At 70.0% G+C, this 13569-nt stretch carries 10 protein-coding genes; 7 read left to right on the forward strand and 3 right to left on the reverse strand.

The genetic code is table 11. From position 1 onward, the window contains the following. Positions 1–13 precede the first annotated feature (13 nt). The 3 genes from IPJ59_RS25595 to IPJ59_RS25605 all read right to left on the reverse strand — a co-directional run bounded on the left by IPJ59_RS25595 (position 14) and on the right by IPJ59_RS25605 (position 3010). Positions 14–1294: a thermonuclease family protein gene (locus IPJ59_RS25595; protein WP_293273693.1), complete on the reverse strand. Its 1281-nt coding sequence runs from the start codon at positions 1292–1294 to the stop codon at positions 14–16. Beyond that, on the reverse strand, positions 1285–1941 hold the full coding sequence (locus IPJ59_RS25600; protein WP_293273694.1) for a lamin tail domain-containing protein: 657 nt from the start codon (positions 1939–1941) through the stop codon (positions 1285–1287). Before IPJ59_RS25600 ends, IPJ59_RS25595 begins: the two co-directional genes overlap by 10 nt. 466 nt (positions 1942–2407) lie before the next feature. After that, a complete protein-coding gene (locus tag IPJ59_RS25605; RefSeq protein ID WP_293273695.1) occupies positions 2408–3010 on the reverse strand; it encodes a thymidine kinase in 603 nt (200 codons plus the stop codon). 110 nt (positions 3011–3120) lie between these two features. On the opposite strand from IPJ59_RS25605, the gene IPJ59_RS25610 reads away from it, so the two are divergent. From IPJ59_RS25610 to IPJ59_RS25640, 7 genes are all read left to right on the forward strand, one after another. Further along, entirely contained in the window at positions 3121–4335 is a 1215-nt protein-coding gene (locus tag IPJ59_RS25610) for a NupC/NupG family nucleoside CNT transporter (protein WP_293273696.1), read from the forward strand. A gap of 21 nt (positions 4336–4356) precedes the next feature. Next, entirely contained in the window at positions 4357–5325 is a 969-nt protein-coding gene (locus tag IPJ59_RS25615; RefSeq protein WP_293262829.1) for an isopenicillin N synthase family dioxygenase, read from the forward strand. A gap of 38 nt (positions 5326–5363) precedes the next feature. Further along, the gene (locus IPJ59_RS25620; RefSeq protein WP_293273697.1) at positions 5364–7853 is read left to right on the forward strand and encodes a penicillin acylase family protein; all 2490 of its coding nucleotides are present in this window, start codon (positions 5364–5366) and stop codon (positions 7851–7853) included. Positions 7854–7918: 65 nt separating this feature from the next. Beyond that, positions 7919–10339 (forward strand): hypothetical protein, encoded by a 2421-nt coding sequence (locus IPJ59_RS25625; protein WP_293273698.1) that lies wholly within the window; start codon positions 7919–7921, stop codon positions 10337–10339. Positions 10340–10592: 253 nt separating this feature from the next. Continuing rightward, positions 10593–12095 carry a DUF4215 domain-containing protein gene (locus tag IPJ59_RS25630; protein WP_293273699.1) on the forward strand — a complete coding sequence of 501 codons (1503 nt, stop codon included), beginning with the start codon at positions 10593–10595 and terminating at the stop codon, positions 12093–12095. Between the two features lie 132 nt (positions 12096–12227). Further along, positions 12228–12830 (forward strand): hypothetical protein, encoded by a 603-nt coding sequence (locus IPJ59_RS25635; protein ID WP_293262818.1) that lies wholly within the window; start codon positions 12228–12230, stop codon positions 12828–12830. A gap of 15 nt (positions 12831–12845) precedes the next feature. Then, positions 12846–13553, forward strand: a complete 708-nt coding sequence (locus IPJ59_RS25640; protein WP_293273700.1) for a hypothetical protein — start codon at positions 12846–12848, stop codon at positions 13551–13553. Positions 13554–13569: the final 16 nt, after the last annotated feature.

Below are 13569 nucleotides of genomic sequence, written 5' to 3' on the forward strand. Positions count from 1 at the left end.
GGGTGCCTAAGGGTTATGGTGGCGAGGGTGGCGAGGCGGTCGCTGTGGGGGCGACCGGGAGTGGTTCGAGCGGTGGACCTGGTGGTGGTTCGCCGGGCAGCTCGGGCGCGACCGGGGGCTCGGCGATCGGGGCCGGGGCGACGTCGGGGCTCGCGGGTGAGGCGGCGGGCGGGGTGCTGGCGGCGGTCGGCGAGAGCACCTCGATCTCGACCTGGGCCGGGATCGTGACGAGGATCTGGTACTCGTCGCGGTTGGTGTACTTGTTGCGGTACTTGGCGACGACGCCGCGGGCGCGGATGAACTCGCCCTTGGCCGCCTCGACGTGGGACTCGGCGAGGACCTGCTTGTCGAAGAAGATGAGCGGGAAGCTGCCGCTGCGGCGGCGGCTGAGCATCACCTTGGTAGGTCCGCCGGTCTTGCTCGGGCGGATGTCACCGACGGCGCCGAGGACCACGACCTCGCGGCCGAGCAGGCCCTGGATGCGGTCCATCGCGTCCCAGTGGGTGAGGACGACCCAGTCCTTCTTGCCGTCGGAGTCGCGCTCGAAGGCCTGCACGTACTCGCCGCGGCGGTTCCACCAGGCGAGGCGGCGGTCGTAGTCGGGGTAGTGTTGCTTCGTGGGGTCCCAGATGCCGCGCTGGGCCTTGCGGGCCTCGTCCTGGGCGGCGATGAACTCGTTGTGGAAGCGGCGGGAGATGCCGTACTTGGTGAAGTAGGGGCTCATGCCGGCGCGGACGCACTCGATGTTGTAGTTGAGGCGCTTGCCGTCCTTCTCGACGAAGACGTAGGTCAGGTAGCGGTTGTAGAAGTCGCGGATCTCCTTCGGGTGGTCGCGCTCGAGCTCGACGAAGCGGACGCCCTGGAAGAACTTGACGGCGTACTTCTTGGCCTCCTCGCCCATGGGTGTGGGGATCTTGACCGGGTGGGAGGTCTTGGCCTGGGCGTCGGCGAGGTAGCGCTCCCAGCCCTTGTCGAAGTCTCGCCACTCGGACTTGCGCTTAAATGTTTCCTCGGTGTCGAGGCCGAGGAGGCGCATGCTGGCGTCGAGGCCGTCGACGCGGATCGTGTCGCCGTCGATGACCTTGGTCAGCGGGAAGTGGCCGAGGTGGAGGCCGACCTCCTCGCGCTCGAGGCCGGCGAGCACGTTGGTCCGGTCGTAGCGCTGGATCGGCTGGGCGCAGGCGGGCTGGAGCAGGGCGAAGCCGAGGACCAGGCCGAGGGCGCCCAATGAGTGGCCCAGCGAATGGCGCCACGAATGGCGCCACGAATGACGGTAGCGGAGGTTCAGGGGCACGGCGGGTTCGCCTCCCCCGGGGTGCCGTTGAGGCCGATGCCGGTCTGTGGGCCGTCGCCGGGGCTGGTGTTGGCGCACCAGCCCTCGCGGCTGTCATCGTTGCTGGCGGCGTCCGGCGGGGCGCTGCCGTCGAGCGAGAGGGTGCCCTCGCTGGGCAGGCCCATGTAGATGAGGTGGTCGAGGACGACGTCGCAGCTGACGAGGTCGAGGGTGGCTGCGCCGTAGAGGTCGCGCGGGTTGTCGACGTTGGTGCTCGAGTGGAAGTCGGGGGTGTAGTCGTAGTCGATGTAGGGGAACTCGTCGGGCGGGCCGCCGCCGACGACGAGGTAGTCGCCGGGCTCGATCGTCAGGTCCTCGTCGCGGACGACGAAGGAGACGGGGCTGGTGCCGTCGAGCTGGGTGAATTCGAGGCGCAGGCCGCGGGCCGGGATGGCCGCGTCGGTGGGGTTGTAGAGCTCGATCCACTGGCGGTAGCTGCCGCTCTGGGCGCCGCGGAGCTCGCTGATCACGAGGTCGCCCTCGGCGAGCGCGGGGCAGTCGTCGGCGAGGGGGGGGCGCACGCAGGCGCCAACGACGAGGCAAAGGACGAGCGGGGCGACGAGGGAGGTGGCGCGGGTGAGGGCGACGCGTCCGCCTGGCATTCGCATGCCGCGACGCGCTTCGAACCTGCCCGAGGAGACCAACAGCGAGACCTCTAGGGTCCCATCCTAAACCAAAGTGAGGAGCATGGGCTGGTCTGCGTGCTGCTGCAAAATTCCAGCGAAGCGGCGGAGGTCGGCGATCGAGTGACAGCGCGGTGAACTCGGGATGACGCGCCGGCCTGGTGGACGGCTGTCCGTGGCGCTCGTAAGTCCATCGATCTGCAACGATCAATTCCTGTGGAGGAGAGGCGTCGGGACGCGGCCCCAGGAGGTTGCGGGCGGCCTGTGTGGCTGTTCAGTGCGGCGATCGGGGCGACGGGGGCGCGGGAGATCGGCTCGCGGAGCCGACTTCAGCGATCGGCGGAGGCGGGGCGGTGGTGAAAGTTGTGGGCCGCCTGTGGGCGCCGTGTGGGCAGCCTGCGGGTGGCCTGTGGGTCGCCTGTGGACAACTCGCCTGCCCCAAAGGCCAGGTTCATTCGGCCAGGCGGGGGAACAGGCCGGTGCGGGCGTTGTAGCAGGCGAAGCAGGCGGGGGCGTAGCGGTCGTTGCCGCCGAGCTCGACCTGGGGGCCGTCGAGGACGGCGGCCCGCTCGGAGGTCGGGGCGTCGCTGGCCTGCATGCGCAGGTTGAAGATCGCCTTGCGGTTGCAAAACTGGCAGGTGACCTTGACCTCCTCGATGCTGTCGGCGAGCTCGAGCAGGCGGCGCGAGCCGGGGAACAGGCCGGTGCGGAAGTCGGTGCGCAGGCCGTAGCAGATGACGGGCGGGCCGCCCTGGGTGAGGGCCCGCAGCTGCTCGACGAGGGCGGGGGACAGGAATTGGGCCTCGTCGACGAGCACGCAGTCGATGCCACGGAAGTCGGCGGGGTCGAGGCGGGTGCTGTCGTCGACGAGCATGTCGGCCTCGGCCTCGATGCCGGCGCGCGAGCGGATGGCGGCGGCGCCGAAGCGGTCGTCGGTGCGAGGCTTGACCAGGAGGACGCGCTTGCCCTGGCTGCGGTAGTTGTGGGCGACGGCGAGGAGGTTCAGCGTCTTGGCGCTGTCCATGGTGCCGTGGCGGAAGTAGAGCTTGGCCAAGTCGGGCTCCTGGTGCGGACCTTCTGGGTGCTGACCCGGGCTTGATACTCGTGGTACGACGCGGTGTCCATCCAGGACGCCAGGGGGGCCGCATGAGCTTGGATCAGGGAATGAGCGTCGTCGGCTTCTTCGTGCTGCTCTGCGTGGGCTACGCGCTGAGCCGCGACCGCAAGGCGGTCAAGCTGCGGATGGTGCTGTGGGGCGTGGGCCTGCAGTGGTTGATGGCGGTGCTGCTGCTCAAGGTGCCGCAGGGCCAGGCGGTGCTGACGGCGGGGGCCTCGGTGGTCCAGGGGGTGCTCGACCACGCGTTCGTCGGCTCGAGCTTCCTGTTCGGCGAGCTGGGCAAGCCGAACGGGGGGGCGAGCGGGTTGGGGGTGATCTTCGCGTTCCAGGTGCTGCCGACGATCGTGTTCGTGGCGGCGCTGTTCGGGGTGCTCTACTACCTCGGGGTGATGCAGCTGATCGTCCGCGTGCTGGCGCGGGCGATGGTCCACGTGTTCGGGGCCAGCGGGGCGGAGTCGCTGTGCGTGGCGGCCAGCATCTTCATGGGCCAGAGCGAGGCGCCGCTGACGATCCGCCCGTTCCTGTCGCGGCTGACGGAGTCGGAGCTGTTCACGGTGATCGTGGCCGGGATGGCCTCGGTGTCGGGGGCGATCCTCGGGGCCTACGTGCTGCTCGGCGGCGTGCGGATCGAGCACCTGCTGACGGCGATGGCGATGACGGCCCCGATCTCGCTGGTGTTCGCCAAGCTGATCGTGCCGGAGACGGGCACGCCGGAGACGGCGGGGCGGGTCGACGACGCGCCGGTCGACAACTCGCGCAACCTGCTCGACGCGGCCGCCAACGGGACGATCGACGGCATGAAGCTGGCGGCCAACGTCGGCGCCATGCTGATCTCGTTCATCGCCCTGGTGTCGCTGCTCAACGGGCTGATCGGGCTGATCCCCGGCGGCGGCGACGAGCCGCTGACGCTGCAGCGCCTGCTCGGCTGGGCCTGCGCGCCGATCGCATTCCTCATGGGGATCCCGTGGGGCGAGGCGACCCAGGTGGGGTCGATCCTCGGGACGCGGGTGGTGGTCAACGAGATCGTGGCGTTCCAGCAGCTGCACCAACTCAAGGGGGTGCTGGCCGATCGCTCGGTGGCGATCGCAACCTTTGCCGTCTGCGGCTTCGCCAACCTCTCGAGCATTGGGATACAGATCGGTGGCCTCGGCGCGCTGGTGCCGGAGCGCAAGTCCGACATTGCCCGCCTCGGCCTGCTCGCGCTGGTCGCGGCGAGCCTGGCCAACTTCTCCACGGCCTGCGTGGCCGGAGCCCTCCTCTAGCAACCAACCTCAGGATTCGTCATGTCTGAGCAAGTACCGATCCTCGACATCCGCCGCTTCGACCAGCAGGACCCGGCCGCGCGCGCCGGCTTCGTCCGCGACCTGAACACCGCGTACCGTGAATTCGGCTTCGTGGGCATCACCCGCCACGAGATCCCCGAGGGGCTCATCGCCGACGCGTACCGGGCGGTCAAGGCGTTCTTCGCCCTGCCGGAGGCGACCAAGGTGGCGTACGAGGTGCCGGGTTCGGGCGGGGCTCGCGGGTACACGCGCTTCGGGGTCGAGCACGCCAAGGACTCGCCGGCGGTCGACCTCAAGGAGTTCTGGCACGTGGGTCGCGAGCACGTGGCGGGGGCGGCGTGGACGAAGGACATCCCGCCGAACCTGTGGCCGACGGAGATCGCGGGCTTCCGCGAAGCGACCTGGTCCCTGTACCAGGCGCTCGAGTCGCTGGGGAACCGGGTGCTGCGGGCGGTGGCGCTGGGGCTGGGGTTGTCGGAGGGGTACTTCGCGGACAAGACGGACCACGGCAACAGCATCCTGCGGCCGATCCACTACCCGCCGATCCGTCAGGGGCTCGGGGACCCCGAGAGCGTGCGCTCGGGCCAGCACGAGGACATCAACCTGATCACGCTGCTGATCGGCTCGGGCGAGCCGGGGCTGCAGGTGTTGTCGCTCAAGGGCGAGTGGATCCCGGTGACGACGATCCCGGAGACGATCGTGGTCAACGTGGGCGACATGCTGCAGCGCCTGACCAACAACGTGCTGCGATCGACGACGCACCGGGTCGTCAACCCGCCGCCGCCGTTTAGCGAGGTGCCGCGCTACTCGATCCCGTTCTTCCTCCACCCGAACTCGGAGTTTCTTATCAAGTCGCTGGAGACCTGCGTGACGGCGGACAATCCGGAGCACTACCCGGAGCCGATCACGGCCAACGATTACCTGACGCAGCGGCTGATCGAGATCGGGCTCTTGCCGGGAAAATCGTAGGGCTGGCGCTGCGGCGGCGAGGTTTGGTAGCGTGGGGCATGATCGCCCCTCGTGTCCCGGTCCCGTGTTCCTTGCTCTGGCTGACCTCGCTGCTGGGGGGTTGTATCAGCACGGGGGAGCACGGCACGGACGCGACCGCGAGCGGTGAGACCGGGGCGGACACGGGGGGCTCGACCGGCGGAGCGGCGAAGTATCACGCGACGATCCGCCGGACCGCGTACGGCGTGGCGCACATCCTGGCCGACGACATCGGCAGCGCAGGCTTCGGGCAGGCCTACGCGTTCGCGCAGGACCATGCGTGTGTGCTGGCCGATCAGATCTTGAAGGTGCGGAGCGAGCGGTCGCTGTTCCTCGGGCCGGGGGAGTTCGGGCAGCACCTCGACAGCGACTTCGCGTACCTCATGCTCGACGTGGTGAAGCGGGCGGAGGCGGGGCTGGAGAAGCAGTCGCCGGAGGTGCGGGCGCTGATCGACGGATACGTGGCGGGCTACAACCAGTACCTGGCCGACACGGGGCCCGAGAACGTGGTCGGCAGCTGCAGCGGGCAGGCGTGGCTGCGGCCGATCTCGTCGCTCGACCTGTTCGCGTATTATGTGGATCTCGGGCTGCTGGCCAGCGGCAACGCGCTGGCTGGTTATCTGGCGACGGCGCAGCCGCCGGGCTCGCCGCTGGTGCGCCCGGGCGGGTCGGTGTCGGGGCTGCGCGGGCCGCCGGGGTCGGGCTTTGGCAGCAACGGCTGGGCGCTGGGGCGGGCGAGCACGGCGAGCGGCGCAGGGATGGTGGTGGCCAACCCGCACTTCCCGTGGGAGGGCGAGCTCAAGCTGTGGGAGAGCCACGTGACGGTGCCGGGTCAGGTCAACGTGTACGGCGTGGGCCTGATGGGCGTGCCGGGCTCGTTGATCGGGTTCAACGAGCACATGGCGTGGACGCACACCTTCTCGGACGGGCAGCGCTTCACGATCTACGCGCTCGATCTGGTGAATGGCGATCCGACCAGTTACATGTACGAGGGCAAGCCGCGCAAGATGGAGGCGCGCAGCTTCAAGCTGCAGGTGCGGCAGCCGGACGGCGGGCTCAAGGAGCAGGAGCGGACGCTGTATGCGAGCCACTACGGGCCGATCCTCAACGTCGATCCTTTCGGCTGGAGCGACGAGCTGGCGCTGACCTACCGCGACGCGAACATCGACAACACCGACCTCATCGAGCAGTTCTTCGGGATGAACCGGGCGACCTCGATGGCGGAGTTCAAGCAGGTGTATCAGGAGATCGGGGGCATCCCGTGGGTCAACACGATGGCCGCCGACAAGACGGGGAGCGCGTGGTACATCGACGCATCGGCGACGGCGCGGCTGAGCCAGGCGGCGATCGACGGCTGGCTCAAGAAGGTCGAGGACGGCGACTTCCTGGCTGGCGTGCTGTACGGCCAGGGGCTGGTGCTGCTCGACGGCGGCGACAAGCAGAACGAGTGGACCGACGCTCCGGGGGCGCGCCGGCCGGGGATCGTGCCCTACGACGAGTTCCCGCAGATCGACCGCGAAGACTTCGTGTTCAACGCGAACGACAGCCACTGGCTGAGCAACCCGGCGGCGCCGCTCGAGGGCTACTCGCCGCTGCACGGGTTCGAGCGGGTGCCACAGTCGCCGCGCACGCGCATGAACATGCGCCTGCTGACGGAGCAGGGCGCGGGCAGCTCGGCGGGGGCCGACGGCAAGTTCACGGTGAGCGAGCTGCAGGGGGCGATGATGGGCAACCGATCGATGACGGCGGACCTGCTGCTGGACGCGGTGGTCGAGCGCTGCGAGGCGACCTCGACGGTGCTGGTGATGGACGAGCAGGTCGACCTGAAGGCGGCCTGCGGGGTGCTGGCGGGCTTTGACGGGCGCTTCGACGCGAGCAGCGTGGGCGCGGTGGTGTGGCGCGAGTTCCTCGGGTCGTACGGGCTCGACAGCGCGAAGGACTACGGGCCGCTGTTCTCGGTGCCCTTCGACCCGGACGACCCGATCGAGACGCCGAACACGCTGACGCCGGCGCCGGTGATGGGTCAGCCGGACAAGGTGCTGGAGGGGCTCGGCAAGGCGGTGCTGCGGCTGAAGGCGGCGGGCGTGGCGGTCGACGCGGAGCTCGGGGCGGTGCAGCAGGCGACGCGGGGCGGCCAGAGCTTCGGGCTGGCGGGCGGGCAGGCGCGCGACGGGACGGCCAACCAGCTGTCGTACGGCAGCCTCAAGACGACGGTCGACCCGCTGACGCCGCGAGGCGAGGTGGTGAGCAGCGAGACCGGGCTGACAAAGGACGGGCACTACGTGGTGAACTACGGCTCGAGCTTCGTGATGGTGGTGGAGCTCGGCGCCGACGGGCCGCGGGGGCAGGCCTTCTTGACCTACTCGGAGTCGGATGACCCGGCCTCGCCGCACTTCAGCGACCAGACGAAGCTGTTCTCGGAGCAGCGCTGGCGGCCGATCGTGTTCGCCGAGGCGGACATCGCCGCGGACCCGCTGCTGCGGACGCAGGAGGTCGCGGGCGGGGAGTGAGCGATCGCTTGCGGGGCCGGTGGGGGCAGGTCCGCCGGCCCGCGCGATCCTGATACGGTGCCCGTATGAGGCGCCCCTTCGTCTACGCCGGCATCTTCGCGGTGGCGCTCGCCACCCTGATGCTCGAGATCCTGCTGACGCGGATCACCAGCGTGATCGCGTGGTACCACCTCGCGTTCTTCGTGATCGCGCTGGCGATGCTGGGCATGACGGCGGGCGCGGTGGTGGTGTTCCTGTGGCCGCGGGTGTTCGCCGCGGTGCCGCGGCGGCTGTTCGACTCGGCGCTTAGCTTCGCCCTGCTGGCGCCGCCGGCCCTGGCGTGGACGATGTCGGGGCCGCTGCTGCCGGTCACCGACCTGATGGGCTTCGTGGCGCTGCTCGGGCTCGGGCTGGTGCTGGCGCTGCCGTTCACGCTGGTGGGGGTGACGCTGACGCTGGCGCTGACGCGGGCCGGGCTGCCGCCGGGGCGGGCCTACGGGGTCGACCTGCTCGGCGCGGCGCTGGGGGCGGTGCTGGTGATCCCGCTGCTCGACGCGGTTGATGCGGCCTCGGCGGTGCTGGTCGCGGGGGCGGTCGCGGCGTTGGGGGCGTGGGCGTTCGCGGCTGCCCGTACGGACATGCCCGCCGGGACAGGTCGCAAGGGACAGGTGTGGGCGCTGGGGCTGGCGCTGCTGTGGACCGCGGCGGCGTGGGGCAACGCGACCGCCGAGACGCCGCTGCTGCGGCCGGCGTGGGTCAAGGGGCAGCACGAGGACTACGCGGCGCACCTGTGGATCGGCTGGAACACGCACTCGCGGGTGACGGTGTCGGCGACGGCCTCGCTGCCGCCGATGCTGTGGGCGGCGGGGCGCAACACGCCGCCGGAGCAGCTGCGGCCGATCGCGCAGCGGATCTTGAAGATCGACGGGGCGGCGGCGACGGCGATGGCGGAGTACGCCGGCTCGGACCACGCGTACCTCGAGTGGGACGTGTCGTCGTTCGCCCACCAGCTGCGGCCGCGCGGGCCGGCGGCGGTGATCGGTGTGGGCGGCGGTCGCGACGTGCTGGCGGCCGCGCGCACGGGCCACACGCCGGTGGTGGGCGTGGAGCTGAACGCCAAGATCGTCGGCCTGCACCGCGGGGCGATGGCGGAGTTCTCGGGCATCGCGGCGCTGCCAGGGGTGGAGCTGCGGGCCGACGAGGCGCGCAGCTTCTTCACCCGTGACCGCCGGCAGTACGACGTGATCACGATGTCGCTGATCGACACCTGGGCGTCGACGGGGGCGGGCGCCTACTCGCTGTCGGAGAACGGGCTGTACACGGTGGAGGGCTGGCTGGCGTTCATGCGCCGGCTGACGCCGACGGGCATCTTCACGGTGTCACGGTGGTACAAGTCGGACTCGCCGGGCGAGACGGGTCGCATGCTGGCGCTGGCGATGGAGACGCTGTGGCGGCTCGGCGCGAAGCAGCCGCGGGCGCACCTGATCTTGCTGCAACAGAGCAGCGTGGCGACGCTGCTGGTGTCACCGTCGCCGTTCACGCCGCGGGACCTCGACCGCATGCAGCAGGAGGCGGTGCGGCTCGGCTTCAACATGGTGCTGACGCCGCGGCGCCTGCCGGCGCAGCCGCTGCTGAAGGCGCTGGTCGAGCAGCCGGACTCGGCGTCGCTGTGGGCCTTCGCGGCCGGGCAGGAGCTCGACCTGACGCCGCCGAGCGACGACCGGCCGTTCTTCTTCAACATGCTGCGGCCGCGGGCGTGGCTGGCCGACACGAGCGAGGTGGACCGCCAGGACTTCGCGTTCCTCGGCAACCTGCAGGCGACGCAGACGCTGGTGTACGCGACGCTGGTGAGCGTGCTGTTGACGCTGCTGGCGGTGCTGGGGCCGCTGTGGCTGCGACGCGGGCAGCTGCGATCGTCGGCGATCGACCGGGCGACGCTGGCGGCGGCCTGCGCCTATTTTGCGCTGATCGGGCTCGGCTTCATGTTCGTCGAGATCGGGCTGCTGTCGCGCGTGGGCGTGTTCCTCGGCCACCCGACGCTCGCGCTCGCGGTCGTGCTCGCGGGGATCATCCTGTTTACCGGGATCGGCAGCCTGGTCAGCGGGGTGGTGCCGGTGGAGCGGCCGCGCGTGGCGTGGTTCTTCCCCCTGCTGCCGGGGCTGCTGGTGGTGCTGGCTCGCGCGGCGCTCGGTCCGGTGATGGACGCGTACGCGGGCGCGCCGGTGGCCACGCGGGTGCTGCTGACGACCGCGCTGATCGCCCCGCCGGCGCTGGCGATGGGGCTGTGCTTCCCGCTCGGGCTGCGGCTGGTGCGGCGCGCTCGCGCGGAGGCGCCGGACGACATCACGCCGTGGCTGTGGGGCGTGAACGGTGCGTGCGGTGTATGTGCCAGTGGTCTGGCGCTCGGGACCTCGATGGCGTGGGGCATCCAGGCGACCCTGGCGATCGGGGCGCTTTGTTATCTGGCGCTGCCGATCTGCACCTGGTGGCTCGTGCGAAGGGGCTGAGGCCAGGCGACGCTGAGCTGTCCTTCGAGACAGGTGGAGCATGGATCCGCGCGCGGGGCCACGGCGGCGCGTCGCGGCTGGGCAGGGCCGTGAGGCTTCGATATCCTGTGGGCGGAGGGTGCTTATGATGGGGCATGGATTGGATGGACGGGTGTGCCGTGGTTTCGCCGCGGCGTGGTTGATGGCGGCTGGTTGCGGCGATAACGGCGGGAGCGAGACCTCGAGCTCGACCTCGACGGACGGTACGGGGGCGATGACGACGACGACGAACGCGCCGACGACGGACGCGTCGACGACGGACGCGCCGACGACGGACGCGCCGACGACGGACACGCCGACCACGGTCGATCCGTCGGCGAGCACGACCGATGTGACGACGGTCGGGTCGACGACGGCGGAGATGACCGGGAGCACCGGCGTCGGGCCGATCTGCGGCGACGCGAACATCGACCCCGGGGAGCAGTGCGACGACGGGCCGAGCAACGCCGACGACGCGGCGTGCACGGCGGCGTGTCAGACGGCGGTGTGCGGCGATTCGCTGGTGCTGGCGGGGGTCGAGGGCTGCGACGACGGCAACGTCGACGACGGCGACGGCTGCTCGGCCGACTGTCAGATGGAGAGCTGCGGCGACGGCAAGGTGCAGGGGCTGGAGGAGTGCGACGACGGCAACGCGGCGGACGACGACGCCTGCCTGAGCACCTGCAAGAACGCGGTGTGCGGCGACTCGGCGGTGTTCGCCGGGATGGAGGAGTGCGACGACGGCAACCTGGTCGACACGGACGCGTGCCTGGGCACCTGCAAGATCGCGAAGTGTGGGGATATGGTGGTGCAGGAGATGGTCGACGAGTGCGACGACGGCAACATGAGCAACGCCGATATGTGCACGAACATGTGCAAGCTGCCGACCTGCATGGACAAACTGCAGGACGCGGCGGAGACCGACGAGGACTGCGGCGGGGGAGCTTGCCCGAAGTGCGCGCTGGGCAAGAAGTGCCTGGCGGGCAGCGACTGCGGCTCGGGTGTGTGCACGATGAATGTCTGTACGCCGCCGCAGAGCTGCAAGCAGATCCTCGCGGCGGACCCGCAGGCCAAGAGCGGCAAGTTCAACGTGGATATCGACGGTGGTGGCCCGTTGCCGGCCTTCGACGTGTTCTGCGATATGACCAACAGCATGGGCGGCTGGACGATCTTCTATGCGGCCAGCGGCGCGGACAACGAGCAGGCGATGATCAGCGACACCGAGGCGCTCGTGGGCAACCCGCTGATGTTCCAGGCGTACAACCTGAGCCGGGCGCGCAAGGTCGCGCTCAGCGCGATCGCCAGCGAGACGCTGTTCGTGCGTGGCAACAGCATCTGGCTGCGCGCCGACAAGGCGGCCTTCGACGCCAACCTGGTGGTCGCCAACACGACGGCGAAGAAGGCGGTGAACCTGGTGACGAGCAACAATATCATGGCGGCCGGGTTCATGGGCTACGCCAACTTCAACACGGCCAGCGGCGGCGACTTCGGGGTGTCGGTGTCGCCGGATGGCCCGACCTGCAACGGCAACACGGTGACTGGCTTCGACCATCATTCGGCCGCCTACCGCATGCTCAACTGTGGGTGTCAGCGGCATTATCTCTACAGCTACTCGGCTGGCGCGGGGGACAACGACGCTGGCTACGACGTGAACACGGCGCTCGGGGCGTGGGCGGCGACGGATGCCTGCCATGTCGCGGAGGGCGGCACTTTCGGCTTCTACGCGGCGATGCGCTGACGCGGCGGGGAAGGGGCGGAGCGCGGGGCGGATCCGCGCTGGCGATCGCGGTTGACGGGGTGTTTGGCGGTGGACGATAAGACCTTGCGTCGTCGCCGACTCCCCGGGTGACGCGCGAGGCGAGCACAATCCATGGCCAAACCGATCATCGTGTCCTTCGGCGGCGTGCAGTCCAACTTCGACCACGAGAAGCTGGACCGCGCCAAGCTCTACGGCCGCCGTCAGCGGCAGGTGCTCGACCCCGACGGGCAGCGCTGCGAGAAGGCCGAGCTGACGCGCGACGGGACCTTGCTGGTGCGCTCGGGCATGACGGCGCAGGGCTACTTCGACGACAGCGGCGCGTGGGTGCCGAACAACCGGCTGGTCGGGCTCGACGCGGCGGGCAACCCGGTGCCGCTGCAGCCGTCGACGCTGGGCGAGCCGCAGGCGCTGCAGGGTCCGGTGGCGCCGACCGAGCTGCTCGATCTCGCGGTTCGCTCGGTCTACGTGCTGAGTCCCGAGGGCCTCGACCCCAAGCTCGAGGCGGAGCTCAAGGCCGGCAAGATCTTCAAGTTCACGTTCAACTACCGCGCCGACTACAAGCCCGAGCTGGCCTTCCTGGTCGGCAACGCCAGCGGCTACTTCGCGCTGGTCGGCGAGCCGAGCGAGAGCGACTGGCTCGAGCTGCAGACGGTGGTGGCCGAGGCCGCCGACGAGGCGGACGACGAAGAAGAGCTGGACTTCGAGATGTTCTAGGGAGGCAGGAGAAGCATGCGCAAGATCAACCTGATGAACGAGGCCTCGCGCAACGCCGAGGTGGTGATCGAGTCGGTGCGCAAGCCGCCCGGGATCACGACGGGCCTGCCGGGCGGCAAGAAGGTCGCCTTCAAGCGCTACGTGGCGGCCACCGAGGGCGGGCTGCACGCGAAGCTGGCGGCGCTGCACGGCGACGGGCTGGCGAAGGCGCTGATCGCCGGCGACCCGGAGATCGACCGCGAGCTGGTCGGGCGCGAGGTCGGCGAGACGCAGACGGTGTTCCTCTCGGGCGGGGGCGAGGTGCTGCACGCGTCGCCGTCGCTGGTCGAGGTCATCTTCGGCACCGACGGCAAGGAGCGCGAGCGCAAGCCGGCCGAGTCGGTGGCGGCCAACACCAACGAGGAGTCGCCGGTGCGCTTCACCAAGCTGCGGCTCAAGCGTGGCGAGCTGGTCACCAAGTTCGCGGTGGTGCGGACGATCCAGATCAAGCACACCAGCGGCCTCAGCTACGACTTCTTGTATGCGATGGCGAAGGAGCTGGCGGACAAGGACGAGGTGGCTCGCCTCGGCGCGGGGCCCAAGGGCCGCGACCCGCTGATCTTCCAGGAGAACGGGGCGCGCTACCAGGCCTTCCTCGAGGGCCGCATCGACGGTCCGCGCTACAAGCTCCTGCTCCACCTCAGCAACCTCGAGCTGCGCACGCTGGCCGCGGCCGCCTCCTGATCCGACCCTCCGTTCC

This window comes from Nannocystis sp., from assembly GCF_016714285.1.
Classification (GTDB): domain Bacteria; phylum Myxococcota_A; class Polyangia; order Nannocystales; family Nannocystaceae; genus Nannocystis.

Coding starts and splice junctions, on each gene's coding strand:
- IPJ59_RS25620 (WP_293273697.1), top strand. CDS start 5,364: ATGATCGCCCCTCGTGTCCCGGTCCCGTGTTCCTTGCTCTGGCTGACC.
- IPJ59_RS25635 (WP_293262818.1), top strand. CDS start 12,228: ATGGCCAAACCGATCATCGTGTCCTTCGGCGGCGTGCAGTCCAACTTC.
- IPJ59_RS25615 (WP_293262829.1), top strand. CDS start 4,357: ATGTCTGAGCAAGTACCGATCCTCGACATCCGCCGCTTCGACCAGCAG.
- IPJ59_RS25610 (WP_293273696.1), top strand. CDS start 3,121: ATGAGCGTCGTCGGCTTCTTCGTGCTGCTCTGCGTGGGCTACGCGCTG.
- IPJ59_RS25640 (WP_293273700.1), top strand. CDS start 12,846: ATGCGCAAGATCAACCTGATGAACGAGGCCTCGCGCAACGCCGAGGTG.
- IPJ59_RS25630 (WP_293273699.1), top strand. CDS start 10,593: ATGACGACGACGACGAACGCGCCGACGACGGACGCGTCGACGACGGAC.
- IPJ59_RS25625 (WP_293273698.1), top strand. CDS start 7,919: ATGAGGCGCCCCTTCGTCTACGCCGGCATCTTCGCGGTGGCGCTCGCC.
- IPJ59_RS25600 (WP_293273694.1), bottom strand. CDS start 1,941: ATGCGAATGCCAGGCGGACGCGTCGCCCTCACCCGCGCCACCTCCCTC.